The sequence below is a fragment of the Catellatospora sp. TT07R-123 genome, from assembly GCF_018327705.1.
GTDB lineage: Bacteria > Actinomycetota > Actinomycetes > Mycobacteriales > Micromonosporaceae > Catellatospora.
Window position 1 is genome coordinate 3,646,541 of record NZ_BNEM01000002.1, and the last position, 20,083, is coordinate 3,666,623.

20 protein-coding genes are annotated in these 20,083 nt (G+C 72.5%); 7 read left to right on the forward strand and 13 right to left on the reverse strand.

From position 1 onward, the window contains the following. Positions 1-16 precede the first annotated feature (16 nt). A complete protein-coding gene (locus Cs7R123_RS36065; RefSeq protein WP_212833293.1) occupies positions 17-1,021 on the reverse strand; it encodes an ADP-ribosylglycohydrolase family protein in 1,005 nt (334 codons plus the stop codon). Positions 1,022-1,113: 92 nt separating this feature from the next. Continuing rightward, positions 1,114-1,812 (reverse strand): SDR family oxidoreductase, encoded by a 699-nt coding sequence (locus Cs7R123_RS36070; protein ID WP_212833294.1) that lies wholly within the window; start codon positions 1,810-1,812, stop codon positions 1,114-1,116. A gap of 132 nt (positions 1,813-1,944) precedes the next feature. Between Cs7R123_RS36070 and Cs7R123_RS36075 the strand changes: the two genes are divergently transcribed. Further along, positions 1,945-2,613: a helix-turn-helix domain-containing protein gene (locus Cs7R123_RS36075; RefSeq protein WP_212833296.1), complete on the forward strand. Its 669-nt coding sequence runs from the start codon at positions 1,945-1,947 to the stop codon at positions 2,611-2,613. Between the two features lie 127 nt (positions 2,614-2,740). On the opposite strand, the gene Cs7R123_RS36080 is transcribed toward Cs7R123_RS36075, so the two are convergent. From Cs7R123_RS36080 to Cs7R123_RS36100, 5 genes are all read right to left on the reverse strand, one after another. Further along, positions 2,741-3,760, reverse strand: a complete 1,020-nt coding sequence (locus tag Cs7R123_RS36080; protein WP_212833298.1) for a methionine synthase — start codon at positions 3,758-3,760, stop codon at positions 2,741-2,743. 52 nt (positions 3,761-3,812) lie between these two features. Then, complete coding sequence (mnmA, locus tag Cs7R123_RS36085) at positions 3,813-4,892, reverse strand: tRNA 2-thiouridine(34) synthase MnmA (RefSeq protein ID WP_212833300.1); 1,080 nt, start codon at positions 4,890-4,892, stop codon at positions 3,813-3,815. A 139-nt stretch (positions 4,893-5,031) separates the two neighbouring features. Beyond that, positions 5,032-6,204: a cysteine desulfurase family protein gene (locus tag Cs7R123_RS36090; protein WP_212833302.1), complete on the reverse strand. Its 1,173-nt coding sequence runs from the start codon at positions 6,202-6,204 to the stop codon at positions 5,032-5,034. Between the two features lie 124 nt (positions 6,205-6,328). Further along, a complete protein-coding gene (locus tag Cs7R123_RS36095) occupies positions 6,329-7,285 on the reverse strand; it encodes an electron transfer flavoprotein subunit alpha/FixB family protein (RefSeq protein ID WP_212833304.1) in 957 nt (318 codons plus the stop codon). A gap of 14 nt (positions 7,286-7,299) precedes the next feature. Beyond that, positions 7,300-8,079: an electron transfer flavoprotein subunit beta/FixA family protein gene (locus Cs7R123_RS36100; protein WP_212833305.1), complete on the reverse strand. Its 780-nt coding sequence runs from the start codon at positions 8,077-8,079 to the stop codon at positions 7,300-7,302. Positions 8,080-8,318: 239 nt separating this feature from the next. On the opposite strand from Cs7R123_RS36100, the gene Cs7R123_RS36105 reads away from it, so the two are divergent. Then, entirely contained in the window at positions 8,319-8,510 is a 192-nt protein-coding gene (locus Cs7R123_RS36105) for a hypothetical protein (RefSeq protein WP_212833306.1), read from the forward strand. A gap of 87 nt (positions 8,511-8,597) precedes the next feature. Here Cs7R123_RS36105 and Cs7R123_RS36110 read toward each other — a convergent pair whose 3' ends face one another. Then, the gene (locus tag Cs7R123_RS36110) at positions 8,598-9,404 is read right to left on the reverse strand and encodes a GNAT family N-acetyltransferase (RefSeq protein WP_212833307.1); all 807 of its coding nucleotides are present in this window, start codon (positions 9,402-9,404) and stop codon (positions 8,598-8,600) included. A gap of 19 nt (positions 9,405-9,423) precedes the next feature. On the opposite strand from Cs7R123_RS36110, the gene Cs7R123_RS36115 reads away from it, so the two are divergent. Genes Cs7R123_RS36115 through Cs7R123_RS36125 form a run of 3 tightly spaced genes read left to right on the forward strand, consistent with a single transcriptional unit; the run spans position 9,424 to position 10,535 of the window. Further along, entirely contained in the window at positions 9,424-9,819 is a 396-nt protein-coding gene (locus tag Cs7R123_RS36115; RefSeq protein WP_212833308.1) for a YidH family protein, read from the forward strand. Next, on the forward strand, positions 9,816-10,118 hold the full coding sequence (locus Cs7R123_RS36120) for a DUF202 domain-containing protein (RefSeq protein ID WP_212833309.1): 303 nt from the start codon (positions 9,816-9,818) through the stop codon (positions 10,116-10,118). The genes Cs7R123_RS36115 and Cs7R123_RS36120 overlap by 4 nt, the downstream gene beginning before the upstream one ends. Before the next feature lie 18 nt (positions 10,119-10,136). Next, positions 10,137-10,535: a PLD nuclease N-terminal domain-containing protein gene (locus Cs7R123_RS36125; RefSeq protein WP_212833310.1), complete on the forward strand. Its 399-nt coding sequence runs from the start codon at positions 10,137-10,139 to the stop codon at positions 10,533-10,535. 85 nt (positions 10,536-10,620) lie between these two features. On the opposite strand, the gene Cs7R123_RS36130 is transcribed toward Cs7R123_RS36125, so the two are convergent. From Cs7R123_RS36130 to Cs7R123_RS36140, 3 genes are all read right to left on the reverse strand, one after another. Continuing rightward, positions 10,621-11,925, reverse strand: a complete 1,305-nt coding sequence (locus tag Cs7R123_RS36130; RefSeq protein WP_212833312.1) for a D-arabinono-1,4-lactone oxidase — start codon at positions 11,923-11,925, stop codon at positions 10,621-10,623. A 50-nt stretch (positions 11,926-11,975) separates the two neighbouring features. Continuing rightward, positions 11,976-13,145, reverse strand: coding sequence for an alanine racemase (locus Cs7R123_RS36135; RefSeq protein ID WP_212834948.1), 1,170 nt, complete (start codon positions 13,143-13,145; stop codon positions 11,976-11,978). Between the two features lie 68 nt (positions 13,146-13,213). Further along, positions 13,214-14,515, reverse strand: a complete 1,302-nt coding sequence (locus tag Cs7R123_RS36140; RefSeq protein WP_212833314.1) for an MFS transporter — start codon at positions 14,513-14,515, stop codon at positions 13,214-13,216. Positions 14,516-14,685: 170 nt separating this feature from the next. On the opposite strand from Cs7R123_RS36140, the gene Cs7R123_RS36145 reads away from it, so the two are divergent. Further along, positions 14,686-16,728: a right-handed parallel beta-helix repeat-containing protein gene (locus Cs7R123_RS36145; protein ID WP_212833316.1), complete on the forward strand. Its 2,043-nt coding sequence runs from the start codon at positions 14,686-14,688 to the stop codon at positions 16,726-16,728. Between the two features lie 109 nt (positions 16,729-16,837). Further along, a complete protein-coding gene (locus Cs7R123_RS36150) occupies positions 16,838-17,455 on the forward strand; it encodes a hypothetical protein (protein ID WP_212833318.1) in 618 nt (205 codons plus the stop codon). A 151-nt stretch (positions 17,456-17,606) separates the two neighbouring features. On the opposite strand, the gene Cs7R123_RS36155 is transcribed toward Cs7R123_RS36150, so the two are convergent. Beyond that, complete coding sequence (locus tag Cs7R123_RS36155) at positions 17,607-19,247, reverse strand: acetolactate synthase (RefSeq protein WP_212833320.1); 1,641 nt, start codon at positions 19,245-19,247, stop codon at positions 17,607-17,609. A 59-nt stretch (positions 19,248-19,306) separates the two neighbouring features. Beyond that, positions 19,307-20,080, reverse strand: coding sequence for an enoyl-CoA hydratase-related protein (locus Cs7R123_RS36160; protein ID WP_212833322.1), 774 nt, complete (start codon positions 20,078-20,080; stop codon positions 19,307-19,309). Positions 20,081-20,083: the final 3 nt, after the last annotated feature.

Below are 20,083 nucleotides of genomic sequence, written 5' to 3' on the forward strand. Positions count from 1 at the left end.
CCCGGACGCCCCGGGTTCAGTCCCAGGCGGTGCCGAGCAGGTCGAGCTGGTCGGCGTACTCGATGCGCTCGGCCCAGGCCGCGGGCCAGATCGCCATGCCCCCGGCCGCGCCCAGGAACGCCCCGGCCAGGCAGGCGATCGAGTCCGAGTCGCCGTTGGTCGCCGCGGCCCGGCCCAGCGCCGCCACCGGGTCGTCGGGGTGGCGCAGCGCCGCGAGCAGGCCCGTGGCCAGCGCCTCCTCGGCCACCCAGCCCTCACCGGTGAGCACGGACACGTCACCGCCGTCGTCGCGGCGCCCCGCGTGCCGGATCAGCGTCTCCAGCGCCGCCGCGCACTCGTCCCAGCCGCGCGCCGCGAAGTCCTCCGGCGTGGTCGCCCCGGGCCGCTCCCACAGGTCGCCCAGCCAGTCCCACCGGTAGTCGGTGCGCTGGTCGGCGCAGTGGTCGCGCAGAACCTCGGGCAGGTCGGCCAGCGGCGTGCCGTCGCGCAGCAGGCGCACCGCCAGCGCGGTCAGTTCGGCGGCGGCCAGCGCGGTGGGGTGCCCGTGGGTCATGCCCGCCTGAAGCTGCGCGACGCCGCCGAGCGTGTCGAGGTCGTACGACCCGATCAGGCCGACCGGGGTGACCCGCATGTTCGCCCCGCAGCCCTTGGACCCGGCCACGGTCGCCCGCTGCCACGGGCCGCCCTCGAACAGGTTCGCGCACGCGGTGAGGCAGGTCATCCCGGGAGCGCGGTTGTTGTCCGGGCTCTTCGCCCAGGTCAGGAAGCGCTCGCGCAGCAGCGGCTCCAGCTCCTCGGGGCTGGGCTCGACGGCGTCGTGCAGCGCCCAGGCCACGGCCAGCGCCATCTGGGTGTCGTCGGTGACCAGCGCCGGGTCGGGCAGCTGGCGCGGGCCGCCGGGGCCGTGCTCGCGCACGATCTGGGCGTACGTGCGGAACTCGGTGGGCTTGCCCAGCGCGTCCCCGTACGCCAATCCGAACAATGACCCGCTCGCCGCCCGCACCCGATCCACGCGCCGCATCCTCCCATCCACCCGCAACCCGCGCATCCTCTGCGCGTACCGCCCCGCTCACGTGGCCGAAGCGGGGCGGTCGCCGAGCGGTCGCCGGGCGTTCAGCCGAGGCTGCCGTACAGGTCGCGCAGGTCGCCGGAGAGCGCCGCCTTGACCATGCGGCTCCGGTCGTCGCCGAGCACCTCGGGCTCCCCCGCCTCCACGGCGTCGAGCACCTGCGCGGCGAGCTTGTCGGGCGCGACCTTCGGGCCGTCGACGTGGGCCGCCATCTCGGTGTCCAGGTAGCCCACGTGCACGGCGGTCACGGTCGTGCCCTGCTCGGCCAGCGACATGCGCTGCGCGTTGGTGGCCGCCCAGGCGGCCGACTTGGCCGCCGAGTAGCCGCCGGTGGTCGGCAGCGCGAGCCAGGACAGCACCGACAGCATGTTGACCACGGCGCCGCCGCCGTTGGCGGCCAGGACCGGGGCGAAGAGGCGCGTGACGCGTACCGGGCCGAAGAAGTTGGTCTCCATCTCCCGCCGCAGGCCCTCCTCGTCGCCGAGCACGCTCGCGCCGGTCGCGATGCCCGCGTTGTTGATCAGCAGGTCGACGTCGGCGGCGGCGCGGGCGGCCGCGGCGACCGACTCCGGGTCGGTGATGTCGAGCGCCAGCGGGGTGACCCGCGGGTCGGTGACGGTGCTGACGTCGCGGGCGGTGGCGTACACCTTCGCGGCGCCGCGCGCCAGCAGTTCCTCGACGAACGCCTTGCCGAGCCCGCGGTTGGCTCCGGTGACCAGCGCGGTCGCGCCTTCGATCCTCATGACTTCCTCCTGGGTGAGTGCCCTACACCCGGCAGCAACACTATATGTTTCGTATAGCTTCCATGTTTCGTCGATTCCGGTCTGAGATACGAGTCATATAGCGACGGCTACCCGAAAGGTAGGCTGGAACGCATGGCCAAACGGCTCTACGGGCAGCTCTGCCCGGTCGCCCGCTCGCTGGACGTGCTCGGCGAGCGGTGGACTCTCCTCATCGTGCGCGAGCTGCTGCTCGGGCCGCACCGGTTCAAGGAACTGCTGGCGGTGCTGCCCGCGATGGGCACCAACCGGCTGTCCGAGCGGCTCCAGGCGCTGGAGCAGGCCGGGGTGGTCGTGCGGCGGCCCGTGCCGGGCGCGGCCGAGCTTCGGGCGTACGAGCTGACGCCAGCCGGCGAGGCCCTGCGCCCGATCCTGATGCAGCTCGCCGCCTGGGGCAGCACCCTGCCGGCGGACGACGACGCCGACCCCGGCACCGCCCGCGCCGACCTCATCGCGCTCTACCTCGCCGGCACCCGCCCCGCCGCCCCCGTCGGTCCCCCGGCCACGTGGCAGCTGCGGGTCGGCGGGCAGACCTTCCACGTGCGGGCCGAGGGCACCGAGGTACGGGTACGCACCGGAACCGCACCTACGCCGACCGACGCTGACGTCGAGACCGATCTGCCGACCTTCCAGCAGCTCGTCACCGGCGACCTGGCCGTAGCCGAGGCGCTCGCCCGGGGTTCGGTCGACCTGCGCGGCGATCGGCAGGACCTGCACCGCCTGATCGCGCTACTGCACCGACCGGCACCGAACGGCACCCCCTAGTCCCAGCCGCAGGCGGTCCGCGCCACCGATTCGTGCAGTTTCGGGGAAACTGCACGAATCTTGGCCCGGATTCCTGCACTTTCCCCGAAACTGCACGATCGCCCCGCCCGAAGGAGGGGGTGACCGGTCACTGCTCGGTGAGGCGGTGGGCGGCGTCGCGGCAGGCTTTGAGGACGGACTGGGCGTAGGCGGGGGTCGCGCCCGCCAGGCCGCAGGCGGGGGTGACCACGACGCGGGCGGCGAGCAGCTCTTCGGCGAAGCCGAGGTCGCGCCAGAGCCGCCGCAGGCGGTCGGCCAGCGCGGCCGCGTCGGGGAGGCGCCCGCTCGCCGGGGCCGTCGTCCGGGCCACGCCCGTGAACAGCCCGAGTCCCGCGTCGACCGCCTCGCCGAGGGAGTCCAGCTTCGCGCGGTCGCCGCCGAGCTGGTCCAGGTCGAAGGCGAGCGCGGCGGCACCGGCCTCGCGCAGCAGGTCCAGCGGCGCGTCGGGGGCGCAGCAGTGCACGATCACCGGTACGCCCGCCGCGGAGATCACCGACGTGAGCGTCTCGCGGATCACGGATCGCGGCACCGAGCGGTACGTGTGCAGCGTGCTCGCGGTCCGCACCCGCCCGGCCAGCACCGCGGGCAGTGACGGCTCGTCGAGCTGGAGCAGCACCGTCGCCCCGGGCACCCGCCGCCGGACGTCGGCGACGTGCGCCTTCAGGCCCTCGGCCAGCGACTCCGCCAGATCCCGGGCCGCACCGTGGTCGGACAGCATCGCCTCGCCGAGCGGCAGCTCGATGTTCGAGGCCAGCGTCCACGGCCCGGCCGCCTGGACCTTGAGCGTCCCGGTGTATCCCTCAGCCTGCTCGGTGAGCTGGTCGAGATCGCGTTCCAGCAGGTCGTACGACCGGCGCAGCTCGCGTCCGGCGCTCGCCGCGACCCGCCACCGCCCGGTGTACAGCTCGATGGGCAGGCCGACCAGGAACGCCGCGCCCCGGCCGATCATGTCGGCACCCGGGCCGCGCCCGGGCAGCTCCGGCAGGTACGCCAGCTCGGGCAACTCGCCGAGGGTGAACTTGACCGCCTCCGCGATGTCGGTGCCCGGCAGGGACCCGATCCCGGTGGCCGAACCCGCGGACCACAACGGCTTTTCTGCCTCACTCATGGCCGAACCCTACGGCGTCGCGGCGTGAAGGTCCGCGCAGCCGGTGGTCTGGTCATGACGCGCCGGTGATGGTCGCGCTGCCCAGCACGACGTCCCCGGCCGGGTCCGGCCGGTATGCCACCACGGCCTGACCGGCCGCGATACCGCGCTCCGGGCGCCGCAGCCGCGCGCTCAGCGCGCCGCCGTCGAGCTCCACCACCGCGGGGGCGGGCCGCCCGTGCGCGCGCAGCTGCACCTCGCACTCGATCGGTCCGACCGGGGGCGGGCCAGCCGTCCACACGGCCCGCGCACCGTCCACCTGCGAAACCTCCAGCGCCTCGGCGGGGCCGACGGTGACCGTGTTGGTCACCGGCGTGATCGACAGCACGTAGCGCGGCTTGCCGTCGGAGGCGGGCCGGCCCAGGGCCAGCCCCTTGCGCTGCCCGACCGTGTACGCGTAAGCCCCGTCGTGGCGGCCGAGCACCTCGCCGCTGGCGGCGTCGACGATGTCACCGGGCTCGCTGCCCAGGTGCTTGCGCAGGAAGCCCTGCGTGTCGCCGTCGGCGATGAAGCAGATGTCGTGCGAGTCGGGCTTGTCGGCCACGGCCAGGCCCCGGTCGTGCGCCTCGGCGCGCACCTGCTCCTTGGTGGAGTCGCCCAGCGGGAAGATCGAGTGGTCGAGCTGCGCGCGGTTGAGCACCGCCAGCACGTACGACTGGTCCTTGGCGAGGTCGACGCTGCGGCGCAGCAGGCCGTCGGCGCCCAGCCGGGCGTGGTGCCCGGTGACCACCGCGTCGAAGCCCAGGGCCAGCGCGCGGTCCAGCACGGCGGCGAACTTGATCTTCTCGTTGCAGCGCAGGCACGGATTGGGCGTACGGCCCGCCGCGTACTCGGCGACGAAGTCCTCGACCACGTCCTCGTGGAACCGGTCGGCCATGTCCCAGACGTAGAACGGGATGCCGATCACGTCGGCGGCGCGGCGCGCGTCCCGGGAGTCCTCCAGGGTGCAGCAGCCGCGCGCCCCGGTCCGGTGCGCCGCGGCGTTCTTGGACAGCGCCAGGTGCACCCCGGTCACGTCGTATCCGGCCGCCACCGCCCGGGCAGCAGCCACCGCCGAATCCACTCCACCCGACATAGCCGCCAGCACCCGCACGTCGAACAGCCTACCCGCCCACCCGAACCCCTTTCCGGCCGCCGACGACGCGGTGATCGGCGGTTGCGGCCAAAACCCGCCGCGAGCCCTCACGCACTGACCGCAGCTTGCGATCAATGCCCAAGATCACGCCGCTCGGCTAGCGGGAGGTGGGGGCGGCGCGGCGGGCGCGGTCGACGGCGGCGGGCAGGGCCGCCAGGAGGCGGTCGATGTCGTCGCGGGTGCTGGTGTGGCCCAGGGTGAAGCGCAGCGAGCTGCGGGCCGACAGCGGGTCGGCGCCCATCGCCAGCAGCACGTGCGACGGCTGCGCCACGCCCGCCGAGCAGGCCGAACCGGTGGAGACCGCGATGTCCTGCGCGTCGAGCAGCAGCAGCAGGGCGTCGCCCTCGCAGCCGGGGAAGCTGAAGTGGGCGTTGCCGGGGAGCCGGGGCGGCGCGTCGGCCGCGCCGGGGCGCGGCCCGTTGAGGACCGCGTCGGGCACCGCGGCGCATACCCGGTCGACCAGCTCGTCGCGCAGCAGCGACAGCCGCTGCGCCTCATGGGCCTGGTGCTTGACCGCGTGCTCGACCGCGACCGCGAACGACACGATCGCGGGCACGTCGAGGGTGCCGGACCGCACGTCGCGCTCCTGGCCGCCGCCGTGCATCAGCGGGGTGCACGGCACGTCCCGGCCGAGTAGCAGCGCGCCGACGCCCTGCGGGCCGCCGAGCTTGTGGCCGGTGACGGTGAGCGAGGCGGCGCCGCTGGCGCCGAAGTCGACGGGCACGTGGCCGACCGCCTGGATCGCGTCGGTGTGCAGCGGCACCCCGTGCGCGGCGGCGAGCCCGGCCAGCTCGGACACGGGCTGCACGGTGCCGACCTCGTTGTTGGCCCACATCACGGTGAGCAGCGCCACGGCCTCGTCGAGCGCCTCGGCGACCGCCTCGGGCCGGACCCGGCCGGCGGGGTCGACCGGCAGCCAGGTGACCTCGGCACCCTCGTGGTCGGCCAGCCACTGCACGGTGTCGAGCACGGCATGGTGTTCGACCGCGCTGGCCAGCACGCGGTTGCGGCCCGCGTCGCGGCGGGCCCAGTACATCCCCTTGACCGCGAGGTTGTCGCTCTCGGTGCCGCCGCTGGTGAAGACGACTTCGGACGGCCGGGCGCCGAGGACGGCGGCGATGCGCTCGCGCGACTCCTCCACCCGGCGGCGGGCATGGCGGCCCGGGCCGTGCAACGACGACGCGTTGCCGACCTCGCGTGCCGTGGCTGCGTAGGCGTCCAGCGCCTCCGGCAGCATCGGCGTGGTCGCTGCATGATCAAGGTAGGCCATCTCGCCGCCAAGCCTAGCCGTACCGGCGCCCGCGCGTACCCCAGGAGTGGGCCGGGGTGGGCGGGAGTGACGCGCGCGGGCCCGGTCGCCGAGATGCGGCGGCCGGGCCCGGTGCGGATCACGTTCAGCGACGCTTGCGGATCTCCTCGGACGCCTGCGGCACGACCTGGTTCAGGTCGCCCACGACGCCGAAGTCGGCCAGCTCGAAGATCGGCGCCTCGGTGTCCTTGTTGACCGCGACGATGGTCTTCGAGGTCTGCATGCCGGCGCGGTGCTGGATCGCACCGGAGATGCCGACCGCGACGTAGAGCTGCGGCGACACCGTCTTGCCGGTCTGCCCGACCTGGAACGCGTGCGGGTAGAAGCCGGAGTCGGTGGCGGCGCGCGAGGCGCCGACGGCCGCGCCGAGCAGGTCGGCCAGCTCCTCAATGATCTTGAAGTTCTCCGCCGAGGCGACGCCGCGCCCGCCGGAGACCACGATCGACGCCTCGGTCAGCTCCGGGCGGGCGCCCTTGGCCTCGGTGACACGCTCGACCACGGTGGCCAGCTTGTCCGAGTCGGACAGGGCGACCTCGACCGCCTCGACGGCGGGGGTCGCGGCCGCCGGGGTCGGCGTCAGCGAGTTCGGGCGTACGGTGACCAGCGGCAGGCCGCGCGTCACCTTGGACTTCACGATGGTCGACCCGGCGAAGACCACCTGCGTCGCGGTGCCGTCGGCGGCGAGCTCGACCACGTCGGTGAGCAGGCCGTTGTCGAGCTTGACCGCGAGCCGGGCGGCGATCTCCTTGCCCTCCTGGGTGGAGCCGATCAGCACGGCGGCCGGGGAGACCCGCTGCACGAGCTGCGCCAGCGCGGTCGCCTTCGGGGCGACCAGGTGCCCGTCGATCTCCGCGCTCTCGGCGGCGTAGATCTTCGTCGCGCCGTACTCGCCGAGCCTGTCGGCCAGCGCGGCGGCCGTGCCGGGGGCGCCCAGCACCACCGCGGCGGGCTCGCCCAGCGAGCGCGCCAGGGTCAGCATCTCCAGCGTGACCTTCTTGACCGCCCCAGCGGCGGACTCGACGACTACCAGAACCTCAGCCATGTCGGGCACGCCTCTCAGACGAACTTCTCGGACGACAGGAAGTCGACCAGCGCCACGCCGCCGTCACCGCTGTCGGTGACCTTGACACCCGCGCTGCGGGCCGGGCGCTTGCTGTGCGACAGCACGGTGGTGGCCGAACCGGCCCAGCCCACCTGCTCGGCGGTGACGCCGAGGTCGGCCAGCGACTTGGTGTCGACCGGCTTCTTCTTGGCCGCCATGATCCCCTTGAACGAGGGGTAGCGCGGCTCGTTGATGGTGTCCCACACGCTGACCACGGCGGGCGTGGCGGCGGTGACCACCTCGTAGCCCTCCTCGGTCTGGCGCTCGACGGTCAGCCGCGAGCCGTCGACGGTGAGCTTGCGCGCGCCGGTCAGGGCGGCGAAGCCGAGCCGCTCGGCGATCATGTGCGCCATGACCTGGCCGCGGGCGTCGGTCGCCTCCGCGCCGCAGATCACCAGGTCGGGCGAGAGGGTGCTGATCGCGGCGGCCAGCACGCGGCTGGTGCCCAGCGTGTCGGAGCCCGCCAGGGCGTCGTCGAGCACGTGCACCGCACCGTCGGGGCCCATGGACAGCGCCTTGCGGATGGACTCGGCGGCCCGCTCCGGACCCATGGTCAGCACGGTCACCTCGCCGCCGTGCGCCTCCTGGAGCCGCAGCGCCTCCTCGATGGCGTACTCGTCCATCTCGTTGATGACGTTGTTGGCCGAGGCACGGTCGACGGTGTTGTCGTCCGCGCGCAGGTTGCGCTCGGCGCCGGAGTCCGGCACCTGCTTGACAAGTACGACGATCTTCATCGCGCTCTGACGACCCTCCTGAGTTGAACGGACGTTCATGCCCTCGCCGCAGCCTTTCCCGTCCGAGGCCGACGGTCAAGTTCGACCGGCTGTGACTTTTTGCGGGCCAGGCAAGGTTACCAGTGAGTAAGTTAGTGATTTCCACTCCGTGGACCCAGCAAACGCTCACCTATAGTGACCGACTTCACCCTGTCATACCGACAATCCCGTACAGTCGGGGTGAGCAGGAGGTGTCAGACATGGCATCACAAACCACACCTCTGCCGGGCACCGCACCCGCAGACGCGTGCGACGCGACCCCGGCCGAACTCGTGGCGCACCACCGCCGCCCCGCTCCCGACGACCACCTCTGCACCTGCGGCCACCTGCGCGACGACTGCGTCCGCGACACCATCCGCACCCTCTGGAACCTGCCGACGGCCACCCGCTGATCACGCGGTAGCGAGTTGATCATGCACTTGCGGGGAAAGTGCTGGAATCCCAATCAAGATTCCTGCACTTTCCCCGAAACTGCAGCCTCACTCGGCGGGTGACCACACGTAGGGGGTCGTCGTGGTTATGGAGGCCAGGCCCAGGCGGTTCAGGATCGGGCGGCTGTCCGGCGACGCGTCGACCTGGAGGTACGTGTACCCGCGCTCGACCGCCCGGATCGCCCGGTACGCCACCAGCGCCTTGTAGATGCCGCGCCCGCGCCACTGCGCCAGCGTCGACCCGCCCCACAGCCCGGCGAACTCGGTGCCCGGCACGTACCGGACCCAGCCCGCGCTGACGACCGTGCCGTCCGCCTCGGCGACCACGACGGTCACCGAGTCCGGATCGGCGGCGATCTCCTTCTCCAGGCCCTCGGCCAGCCACTGGCGGTCCTCGCCCCAGACCGCCTCCTCCATCGCCGCGATCCGGTCGAGGTCGGCGCGCGAGCTGACCTCGCGCAGGGTGACACCTTCGGGCAGCACCGGGGGCCGGGCCAGCGGCGCGGCCGGGCCGATCACCACGGTCTCCAGCTCCTCGGGCTCGAACCCGGCCGCGATGAGCCGGTCAGGCAGGTCGGCGGGCAGGTCGTGGCCGTACAGCTTCCACTCGAACCGCTCGCCGCGAGCGGCGAAGAAGTCACGCTGCCGGGCGATGAGCGCGTCGAGCTCCGCGCTGTCGAGCCCGGAGAGGTCGCGGTAGGGGACGACGAAGCCGCCGTGGTCGAAGCCGACCATGCGGAGCAGGGGCCCGTCGTGCTCGGCGGTGACACCGGCGGGCAGGACAGGGGGCACGTGGGCGCGCAGCTGCGCGTCGTACGCCACAAGCATGGCGTCGGGGTCAAGATGTTCAGTCATCGCCCGTGATACTAGAAAAGTGCTGGCTAGGGTGCGCAACTGGTTTGATCCCCGCGAGGTGCGCGACGTGGGGACGACTCCCGACTACCGCTTCTCCCTCGCCAACGAGCGGACCTTCCTGGCCTGGATACGCACCGGCCTGGCCCTGATCGGCGGCGGCCTGGCGGTGGCCCAGTTCCTGCCGCCGCTGGCCGTCCCACACATGACCAAGGTGCTCGGCGTCGCCATGATCGTCATCGGCGCGGGCTGCGCGCTGCGCGCCATCGACCACTGGATCCGCTGCGAGGTCGCGATGCGCACCGGCCGCCCGCTGCCGCCGTCGCGCTTCCCCGCGATCCTCGCCGTCCTGGTCGCCCTCGGCTCGCTCGCGCTGCTGGCCGAGGTCCTGATCGACGTCGTCTTCAAACGCGGATGAGCGCCGACCCGGGCGCCCAGGCCGAACGCACCCGCCTGGCCTGGCGCCGCACCGCGCTCGCGGCGACCGTCTGCGCCCTGCTGCTGGCACGGCTCAGCGCCACCCGGGGCCTGGACGTCGCCGGCACCGTCGGACTGTCCCTGACCGCGCTGGTCTGGCTGGGGCTGCTGTGGACGGCGCAGCACCGCATCCGGGCGATGGCCGTGTCCGATCCGGCCGTGGTCGGCCGGACGCTGACCGCCGTCGCGCTGTCGTGTGTCGGATTGGGTCTGCTCGGGGTACTGCTCATCCTCGCCTGAGGCTCTAATCTCTACGCCGTGACGCGTATTTGGCTCTTCCTCTTCCTCGCCGAGATCGCGCTGACGGTGGCGGCCCTCATCAGCTGCCTGTCCGCGGAGGAGGGCCAGATCCGGGCCCTGTCGCGCGGCATCTGGGTCATCATCATCCTGCTGTTCTCGCCGGTCGGCGCGATCGCCTGGTTCGTCGCCGGGCGCGAGCAGCAGCCGCGGCCGGGCACATGGCGGCCGGGTGCGGGCTTCCCGGAGGCCGAGCGGCCCCGCCAGGTGGCGCCCGACGACGACCCGGAGTTCCTGCGCCGGCTCGCCCGCGAGCAGAAGAAGACCGCCGACGACGACCGCGAGCTGCTCAGCAAGTGGGAGATGGACCTGCGCCGCCGCGAAGAGGAACTCCGCCGCCGCGAAGACCCCGAAGCTTGATAGATCAGCCAACTTGCCGGGCAATCGGGCGTATCAAACACCTTGATACGCCCGATTGCCCGGCAAGTTGCGGCTGGGAACGGATTCAGGCGCCCAGGACGCGGTCGAGGTAGTCGTTGGCGAAGACCCGCTGCGGGTCGAGCTTGTCGCGCACGGCCAGGAAGTCGCCGAAGCGGGGGTACGACGCCGACAGGCTCTCCGCATTCTGCGTGTGCATCTTGCCCCAGTGCGGTCGGCCCCCGTGCGCCCGGAAGATCTGCTCGGCGTACGTGAAGTACAGGCCGGGCTCCTCCTTGAAGTAGCGGTGGACCGCGACGTACCCGGTGTCGCGGCCGTGCGCGGTGGACAGCCACAGCCCGTCCGGGGCGGCGGCGCGCACCTCCACCGGGAACGAGATCTTCCAGTTGTTCTGGTTGATCAGGCGGTCCAGGGCCCGCAGCACGTCGGGGACCTCCTCGCGGGGCAGCGCGTACTCCATCTCCCGGAAGCGCACCTCCCGCTTGGTGGTGAAGACCGAGGTGGAGACGTCGGTGAACTCGCGGTTGTTGGTGAGCTTCTGCGCCAGCCGGTTGATCGGCGGGATCACTGCGGGCACGGCCCGGCCCAGGCCGCAGACCGCCGAGAACAGCTTGTTCGACATGAAGTCGTCGTCGACCCAGCGCTTGAACGAGCCCAGCGGCGCGCTGGGGGCGTCCATCGGCAGCCGCGTGTTGGTCTTGGTGAGCGCCGTGGCGGTGTGCGGGAACCAGTAGAACTCGAAGTGGTCCGGGCCGGTGGCCCGCTCCTCCCACGCGTTCAGCACCGCCGCCAGCGGCTCCGGCTTCTCCACCGCGTTCAGCTTGAACGCGGGCACGCACTGGACGGTCACGTCGACCAGCACGCCGAGCGCGCCCAGGCCCAGCCGGGCGGCGTCGAGCAGGTCGGTGTTGTTCTCCTCGTCGATCACCAGCAGGCTGCCGTCGGCGGTGGCCAGGGTGACGCCGGTGATCTGGGTGGCCAGGCCGCCGAAGGCCGCGCCGGTGCCGTGGGTGCCGGTCGAGGTGGCGCCCGCGATGGTCTGCGCGTCGATGTCGCCCATGTTCTGCAGCGCCAGGCCGTACGGGGCGAGCAGCTCGGGCAGGCGGTAGAGGTGGGTGCCCGCGGCCAGGGTGACCCGCCCGCGGTCGGTGTCGACCCGGACGACGCCCTGGAGGTTGCGCAGGTCGAGCTGCACGCCCGGCGCGATCGCGATACCCGTGAAGCTGTGCCCGGCACCGATCGGCTTGACCCGCAGCCCCTCGGCGCGCGCGGCGGCGATCGCCTGCACGACCTCGTCGGGGCTGCCCGGATACGCCACCCGCGCCGGGGTGACGCTCTCGATCCGGCTCCAGTTCTGCCAAACCTTGCTCACAGTGCCGCCTGGGTTCGCACCTGCGGGGCTCGCAAGCTCACTCCTCGTGCTCACAGAAACGCCTTTCCTTCCCCACGGTACGTGGCCACCGATCCGGCGACCCGCTCCCCGTCCACCACGTACAGCTCGTTGACGTGCTCGCTCAGCTCGCCCGCCTTGGTGTGGCGCAACCACACCCGGTCCCCCAGGCCGAGTCGCCGGGCAGGTTCGCCGACGACCGGGGTCTGCACCTCGCCCGCCATCTCGCGGGCGACCATGCGCAGCCCGGCGGGCCACACCGGTTGCGGCAGCCGGTCCGGTGCGGGCGGCCCGGAGGCGATCCAGCCGCCGCCGAGCAGTGTCACACGATCGGGCGCCGGGCGCCGTACGACCGGGAGCGCGAACGCGGCCGCGGGCGCGGGCGAGAAGTGGGCGTAGTTGTCGAACAGGTGCGGGCCGAACAGGCCGGACCCGGCCGCGACCTCGGTGACCGAGCTGTCGGCGCCGCTGGACTCCAGGCTGCCGGTGCCGCCGCCGTTGACGAACTCCAGCTCGGCCAGCTCCGACACGGCGGCCACGGCCGCGGCGCGGCGGCGGTGCAGCTCGGCCGTTGACGAGCGCTGGATCGCGCGGACCATCAGGCCGCGCAGGGGCTGGCCGACGGGCTTGTTGCCCAGGCCCGCGATCTGCGCTTCGTACCCCATCATGCCGACGAGCCGGAAGCCGGGCCGCTTGACGACCTCTTCGGCGAGCGCCCGCGCGTCGGGGGCGTGGTGCACCGGTGAGCGCCAGACGCCGATGTGCCCGAGCAGCGGGTTCTTCCAGGAGGCGTCGAGTTCGAGGCAGACCCGGATCGGGGCGGCGCGGCGGTCCGCCGGGACCACCGCGTCGATCAGGTCCAGGTGCGCCACCGAGTCGACCATGACGGTGACCCGGCCGGCCAGCCGCTCGTCGGCGGCCAGCGCGGCGTACGCGGCCCGGTCGGCGCTGGGGTAGCCGACCACCACGTCGTCGATCGTCTCGGCCAGCCACAGGCCCTCGGCCAGCGTGTACGCCAGCACGCCGTGGTAGCCGGGCAGCGCCAGCACCGCGTCGAGCACGGCGCGCACCCGCACCGACTTGGAGGCGACCCGGATCGGCACCCCGGCGGCGCGGCGGAGCATGTCGTGGGCGTTGTGCGACAGCGCGGCCAGGTTCAGCGCGCCGAAGACCGGATCGAGGTGCGCGGTGGCCGCGTCCATCCCCGCCCAGTACGCGTCCCGGTCCTGCCAGGGCTGCCGGTCCGTGGGCGGGTGCAGGGTCAACGCGGTCAACGCACACTCCTCACCGGCAGCACGGCGAGCGCGCCGAGCACCGAGATGACACCGGACGCGAGGTACAGCACCCCGAATCCACCGAGATAGGCAACGACCACCGCGCCGAGCAGCGGCGCGACCGCCTGCGGGACGGCGGTGGCGATGTTCATGATGCCGAGGTCCTTGCCGCGCGCGGCGGGGTCGGGCAGCACCTGCGTGGCCAGTGCCTGATCCACCGACAGGAAGCAGCCGTAGCCCAGGCCCAGCAGGCCCGCGCCGACGGTGGCCACGGTCAGGTTCGGGAACAGGGCCAGCAGCAGCGCCGCGATGCCCTGCAACGCCGACGAGATCAGCACGAACAGCTTGCGCCGCCCGATCCGGTCCGACAGGCGGCCCAGGAACAGCGAGGCCAGCACCACGAAGAACATGTAGATCAGGGTCAGCACCAGCAGCGAGCTGTCGGGGTCCGCGGCCTTGACGTGATACTTCAGGAAGTACAGCAGCAGCGTGGTGCCCAGCGCGTTGCCGATGTTGACCAGGATGCGGCTGAGCAGGGTCCAGCCGAAGTCGGGGAAGCGCTTCGGGCTGATCCAGAAGCCGCTGAGCAGCTCACCGAAGGTCAGCTTCGGGCGCTGCTCGCGGGTGAGCACCGCGTCCTTGGTGAACAGGAACGGGATCACCAGCACGACCAGCAGCACGGCCATCGAGGCGTACCCGGTGAACTGGCCCAGGAAGACCGTGGTGACCAGCACGATGCCGGCGATGGTGCCGACGGCCTGCGGGGCCGAGATCCAGCCGGAGACGAAGCCGCGCTGGCCCACCGGCACCTGGTCGGAGATGGTCGCCGTGAGCGCGGCGGTGAGCACGCAGAATCCGACGATCGCGGCGGTCCACCACGCTCCGATCGCGACGATGCCGTCCTGGCGGCCCAGCATCACCAGCGAACCGGCGAACAGCAGCGCGCCCGCGGCGATCCACGGGCGGCGGCGGCCGAAGCGGGAGACGGTGCGGTCGGACAGGGCGCCGGTCAGCGGGTACGCCAGCAGCGCGAACGCGCCCGCGATGCCCGACACCACCCCGAACGCCACCACGTTGTCGACCCAGTCATGCGCCTTGAGCTGCGCCTCGACCTGCACCGGCAGCAGCAGCTGCACCGGGGTCAGCTGGGCCATCCAGATGCCCAGCCAGGCGAGCGCGAACAGGGTGATCCACCGGCCGGTCACCGGCGCGGTCGGCTCGGCGAACGGGGCGGGGCGCGCGCCGTCGGGCGCGGTGTTCTCGCTGCTCGCGCTGGCGAGGATGGCCGGTTCGGTCATGGGGGGTCCCTCGGCTGGGGCGGACGTCACGGCGGGTGCGAGCGGAGCTTAGAGAACTTTTCATGTTTGCGCCAGAGAGTCGGGCCCGTGTCGCGCGGACACCCCGACCGGGTGAACGGCGCGAAACCGACCCTGGCGCAAACATGAAACCTTCTCTAGGCTCCGCCGCCATGAAGGCACTCACTCGACTGCTGAGCGTGACGGCGGTGGCGGTCATCGCCCTGCTCGGCACGCAGTCCGCGGCGGCGGCCCACGAGGAACGGCCCACGCGGGAGCTCGCGGGGACGGGCACCGTCCCGACATACCGGACCGACGGCCCCACCCTGCTGGTGTGCAAGACCGACCCGGCCGACTTCGCCACCCGCATCGCCGGGTTCCCCGCCGAGCTCAAGGCCGCCAACGAGGCCCTGTGGGCGCAGTGCCAGCGCGACGGCTACCGGCACCTCCAGGCCGCCGTCGACGCCGCCCAGCTGCCGGGGACCATCATCAAGATGCTGCCCGGCCTCTACCTGGAGGAGCCGAGCCTGGCCCCGGCCAGCGGCGAGTGCAAGGCCGTCGAGGACAACGCGACCCGGGGCAAGGTGTACGGCTACCCCGTGCTCACCTGGGACCAGCAGCTCGCCTGCCCGCACCTGGGCAACCTGGTGGCGATCCTCGGCAAGCGGGACCTCCAGATCGAGGGCACCGGCGCCACCCCGCTCGACGTCATCGTCGACGCGCAGTACCGCAAGCTCAACGCGATCCGCGCCGACAACGCCGACGGGGTCTACTTCCGCAACCTCGCCGCCCAGCGCAGCCAGTTCAACGCCTTCTACGTGATGGAGACCGACGGCTTCGTCCTCGACCACACCCTGGGCCGCTGGAACGACGAGTACGCCTTCCTCACCTTCGCCGTCGACCACGGGCTCTACACCGACTGCGAGGGCTACGGCAACGGCGACTCGGCGATCTACCCCGGCGCCGCCTCGAACATCAACAAGGACCGGGGCCACGACGTGCCGCGCTACGCCGTGGAGATCCAGCGCTGCTACGGCCACCACAACACGCTGGGCTACTCCGGCACCGCCGGCGACTCGGTCTGGGTGCACGACAGCGTCTTCACCGACAACACCGCGGGCATCGCCACCGACAGCGCGTTCCCGAACCACCCCGGCATGCCGCAGAACCACTCGAAGTTCGAGCACAACGTCATCGCGCACAACAACACCGACTACTACTCCAACATCGTCGACGGCACCTGCAAGAAGCCGTTCGAGCAGCGCGGGTACGAGCGCGGCGTGGTCTGCCCGGCCGTCGGCCTGCCGGTCGGCACCGGCGCGGTCAACCCCGGCGGCAACTACAACATCTGGCGCGAGAACTGGATCTACGACAACCACTACTCCGGGTTCGTGACCAGCTTCGTGCCGGGGTTCGTCCGCAACGACACCCGGTGGGCGGCCCAGTTCGACACCTCGCACCACAACCGCTACCTGGGCAACCACATGGGCGTCAGCGAGAAGGGCGAGCAGCGGCCCAACGGGCTGAACTTCTGGTGGGACGGGCAGGGCACCGGCAACTGCTGGACCGCCATGTCCGACACCAACATCCGCACCCTGCCCGCCTGCGGCGACGACGACCTGCCCGCGATCGGCGCCCACCGCTACCTCGGCGAGCCCGGCAACACCCTGAAGATGTACGCCTGCGCCAACTACGACCAGGGCGCGCAGCGGCTGCCCGTCGACTGCGACTGGTTCGGCGCGTACGCCGCGAAGGGGCTGGGGCGCATCGAGGTCAAGTGGGCCCTCGGCGGCGCGGTCGTGCTCGGGCTGCTCGCGATCGGCCTGTACTACCGCCGCCTGCGCGCCTCCCGCCGCGCTCTGCTCGGGATGCTGCTGGCAGTGGCGGGCCTGACCGTCGGCGTCTTCGGCACCGTCGACACCGGCAGCGTCCTGCACCCGATCGGCCTCGCCCTGTACGGCGCGGGCTTCGCCCTGCTCGGCCTGGCCCTGCGCACCTCAGGCGCCCGCAGGCTCGGCGTCACCACGCTGGTCGTGGCGGCGCTCGCCCTGCTGGGCGCGATCGACCACGGCCTGCTCATGATCCCGTACCTGCCGGTGTCCCCCGCCCTGCTGCGCGTACTCACCGAGTTCGTCTGGATCCCGTGGGCGCTGGGCGCGGTCGTCGTCGCCCGCCGCGCTGCTGCCGCACCCGAACCGGCTCCGGCAGCCGCCTGAGCGACCGTGCCGGGCCCGGTGGTCGAGCGACCTCCGAGCCCGGCGCCACGGGCCTCGCGGACGTGCGCCGCCACGCTAAGGTGGCGCGTCCCGACCCGAGGAGCACGACATGAGGACCGGCCGTCTCATGGCCATGGTGGCGTCGACCGTCATGCTCGCCGCCTGCGCGAACGGACCGACCACGGTCGAACCCACCGCGGCGCCCACCGCACCGGCGTCGCCGAGGCCCGCGCTCGACTGCGCCGAGGACCAGCTGACCGCCGTATGGGACCTGCCGGTCTCCTCCACCACGACGCTGGAGAGCTACGCCGTGCATAAGCGTTCCGCAGCCGGTGTCGACGAGACCGCCGCCAGCTACCCGTGGCCCACCACGGTGCCGAGCGTCGAGCCGGAGGAGCTCACTCCGCTGCTCGGATGGCTGGTGAGCAGCCTGAACGAGGCGGGCGGGCCGTACGGTGCCACGGCGCCCCGGCACGCGGAGGACGCCATGGAGATGTTGATGGCGACGACGTTCAAGACCGCGGGCACGTACGCCGCGTACTCCGGCATAGACAAGATCGTCGCCACGTTCCAGCTTTCCTGCAAGGGCAGCGCCCACCAGGTCAGCGGAGTGCTGCGCACCTGGACCGGCTCAACGATCGGCATCCTCGACTGCGGCAGGAAACCACCGGTGGAGCGGTTCGGCGCCCTGGCCCACCGGCACTGCGGCGTTCCGTCGAAGCCCTGACCGGACAGTCTCCCCTGACACCACGTCACCCACGGCAGGGTGAGGTGCAGTTTCGGGGAAAGTGCTGGAATCTTGGCTGGGATTCGAGCACTTTCCCCGAAACTGCACGAGCCCAAGCGCGCAGCGCGAGCGCCGCGCCGCGAGCGCCGGGTCAGGCGAGGTTGGCGGAGCGGGGGTAGGCGTCGGCGGGGTCGGTGATGACGTTGACCAGGTACGGCACTCCGGCGGCGAAGGCACGGGTGAACGCCGCGCCGAGCTGCCCGGGGTCGCGGACGGTCTCGCCCGCCCCGCCCATCGCCTTGACCACCTCGTCGTAGCGCAGGCCGGGTTGCAGGTCGGCGGCGACGTCGTAGCCGTACATGGCGCGCATCGGGTGCTTCTCCAGGCCCCAGATGCCGTTGTTGCCGACCACGATCACCACGGGCAGGTTCTGCCGCACCAGCGACTCGGCGTCCATCAGCGAGAACCCGGCCGCGCCGTCGCCCATCAGCACGCAGATCTGCCGGTCGGGGTAGGTGACGCGGGCGCCCATCGCGTAGCCCATGCCGGTGCCGAGGCAGCCGTACGGGCCGGGGTCGAGCCAGCTGCCGGGCACGGACGGCTCCAGGTAGCGGCCCGCGTACGAGACGAAGTCGCCGCCGTCGCCGATGGTGACCGCGTCGGCGTCGAGCACCTTGCGCAGTTCGCCGTAGACCCGGCTCGGCTTGATCAGCTCGCCGCCCGCCTGCATCTCCAGCTCGTGCTTGGCGGCGGCGGCCTGCTCGACCTGGCGCAGCGTGCCGACCCAGTCGGTGTGGTCGGCCCGCTCGCCGGTCCAGCCGGCCAGCCCGGTGAGGATGGCGCGCAGGTCCCCGGCGGGCGACACCGCGACCTGTACGTGCTCGGCGCGCTGGCCGGGCGCGTCGACGATGTGGATCACCTCGGCGGTGCCGAAGTCGCCGAAGCCGAGGCGGAAGTCGAGCGGCGTGCCGATCACGACGACGACGTCAGCCCCGTCCAGGGCCTTGCGGCGGGCCTTGGCGAAGGCCAGCGGGTGGCTGGGCGGCAGGGCGCCGCGGCCCATGCCGTTGGCGAAGACGGGCACGGTCAGCGCCTCGGCGGCGGCCCGCAGCGCCTCGACCGCGTCGCCGCCGTACACGTCGGAGCCCGCGATGATGACCGGGCGCTGCGCCGACGCGATCCGCCGGGCCGCCCGCTCGACCAGGTCGGGGTCGGGGTCGAGCACCGCCACCTGCGGCGCGGACACCTTGGCGTCGCCGGTGCTGAAGACGACCTCCAGCGGCAGGTCCAGGAACGACGGCCCGCGGTGCGGGGTGAGCGAGTGCTCCAGGGCGGCGGTCACCGCACCGGCGATGTCGTCGGTGGACAGCACCGTCGCGGCGTGCTTGGTCACCGGGCGCACGATCGGCAGGTGGTCGATCTCCTGGAGCGAACCGGACCCCCAGCGGAACTGCGGGGCCCGGCCGCCGAGCACCAGCACCGGCGCGGCGTTGAAGTACGCGCTGGTCAGGCCGGAGATGCCGTTGGTGACGCCGGGGCCGGCGGTGAGCACCGCGACCCCGGGGCGCCGCCGCAGCTTCGCCACGGCCTCGGCCGCGAACACCGCGGTCTGCTCGTGGCGTACGTCGTAGAGCGGGAAGCCGCTGGTGTGCGCGGCGTCGTACAGCGGGAACACGTGGCCGCCGGAGAGGGTGAACAGCTCCCCCACCCCGGCGGCGCGCAAGGCGGCCAGCGCCAGCTGCCCGCCGTGTCCCGAGACCTCGATACCCGCACCGTCCACCGCAGCCGCCATCACGGCCTCCCTTCGAATGCCGGGAGCCTAACCGGCACGCCGGAAAAGGTGAAGACTTCTCACTTGCCGATGAACTTGGCGGGCCGCCGCTCCACGAACGCGGTCATGCCCTCGCGCCGGTCCTCGGTCGCGAACAGGGCCGCGAACAGCTGCGACTCCCAGGCCAGCCCGGCCGCCAGATCGCGGTCGAGGCCGCCGTCGATCGCCGCCTTGGCCGCCCGCAGCGCCTGGGCGGGGCCGCCGACATACCCGGACACGAGCGCCTTGGCCTGGTCGTACACCATCTCGGCGGCGCAGACGCGGTCGGCCAGGCCGATCGCCAGCGCCTCGGCGGCGTCGACCATCCGGCCGGAGAAGATGATGTCCTTGGCCTTGGCCGGGCCGACCAGCCGCGCCAGGCGCTGGGTGCCGCCCGCGCCGGGGATGACGCCCAGCTTGATCTCGGGCTGCCCGAGCTTGGCGTCCTCGGCCACCACCCGCCAGTCGCAGGCCAGCGCCAGCTCGCAGCCGCCGCCGAGGGCGTAGCCGGTCACCGCAGCCACCACCGGCTTCGGGATCCGGGCGACCGCGTCGAAAGCGCCGCTCAGGGCACCGGCGCGGGCCGACATGTCCACGTACGACATGTCGGCCATCTCCTTGATGTCGGCCCCTGCGGCGAAGACCTTCAGGCCGCCGTACACCACGACCGCGGCGATGCGGCTGTCGTCGGTGGCGGCCTGCGCGGCCGCGCGCAGCTCTTCCTGCACCTGCACGTTGAGCGCGTTCATCGGCGGGCGTTCCAGCCGGATGGTGCCGATGCCGCCGTCGATCTCCAGGTTGACGAACTCGCCCACCGC

Bases quoted from the DNA above. Each gene is read 5' to 3' on its own strand.
- Cs7R123_RS36065 (WP_212833293.1), bottom strand. From the start codon at position 1,021: ATGCGGCGCGTGGATCGGGTGCGGGCGGCGAGCGGGTCATTGTTCGGA.
- Cs7R123_RS36070 (WP_212833294.1), bottom strand. From the start codon at position 1,812: ATGAGGATCGAAGGCGCGACCGCGCTGGTCACCGGAGCCAACCGCGGG.
- Cs7R123_RS36075 (WP_212833296.1), top strand. From the start codon at position 1,945: ATGGCCAAACGGCTCTACGGGCAGCTCTGCCCGGTCGCCCGCTCGCTG.
- Cs7R123_RS36080 (WP_212833298.1), bottom strand. From the start codon at position 3,760: ATGAGTGAGGCAGAAAAGCCGTTGTGGTCCGCGGGTTCGGCCACCGGG.
- Cs7R123_RS36090 (WP_212833302.1), bottom strand. From the start codon at position 6,204: ATGGCCTACCTTGATCATGCAGCGACCACGCCGATGCTGCCGGAGGCG.
- Cs7R123_RS36095 (WP_212833304.1), bottom strand. From the start codon at position 7,285: ATGGCTGAGGTTCTGGTAGTCGTCGAGTCCGCCGCTGGGGCGGTCAAG.
- Cs7R123_RS36100 (WP_212833305.1), bottom strand. From the start codon at position 8,079: ATGAAGATCGTCGTACTTGTCAAGCAGGTGCCGGACTCCGGCGCCGAG.
- Cs7R123_RS36105 (WP_212833306.1), top strand. From the start codon at position 8,319: ATGGCATCACAAACCACACCTCTGCCGGGCACCGCACCCGCAGACGCG.
- Cs7R123_RS36110 (WP_212833307.1), bottom strand. From the start codon at position 9,404: ATGACTGAACATCTTGACCCCGACGCCATGCTTGTGGCGTACGACGCG.
- Cs7R123_RS36120 (WP_212833309.1), top strand. From the start codon at position 9,816: ATGAGCGCCGACCCGGGCGCCCAGGCCGAACGCACCCGCCTGGCCTGG.
- Cs7R123_RS36135 (WP_212834948.1), bottom strand. From the start codon at position 13,145: ATGGACGCGGCCACCGCGCACCTCGATCCGGTCTTCGGCGCGCTGAAC.
- Cs7R123_RS36140 (WP_212833314.1), bottom strand. From the start codon at position 14,515: ATGACCGAACCGGCCATCCTCGCCAGCGCGAGCAGCGAGAACACCGCG.
- Cs7R123_RS36145 (WP_212833316.1), top strand. From the start codon at position 14,686: ATGAAGGCACTCACTCGACTGCTGAGCGTGACGGCGGTGGCGGTCATC.
- Cs7R123_RS36150 (WP_212833318.1), top strand. From the start codon at position 16,838: ATGAGGACCGGCCGTCTCATGGCCATGGTGGCGTCGACCGTCATGCTC.
- Cs7R123_RS36155 (WP_212833320.1), bottom strand. From the start codon at position 19,247: ATGGCGGCTGCGGTGGACGGTGCGGGTATCGAGGTCTCGGGACACGGC.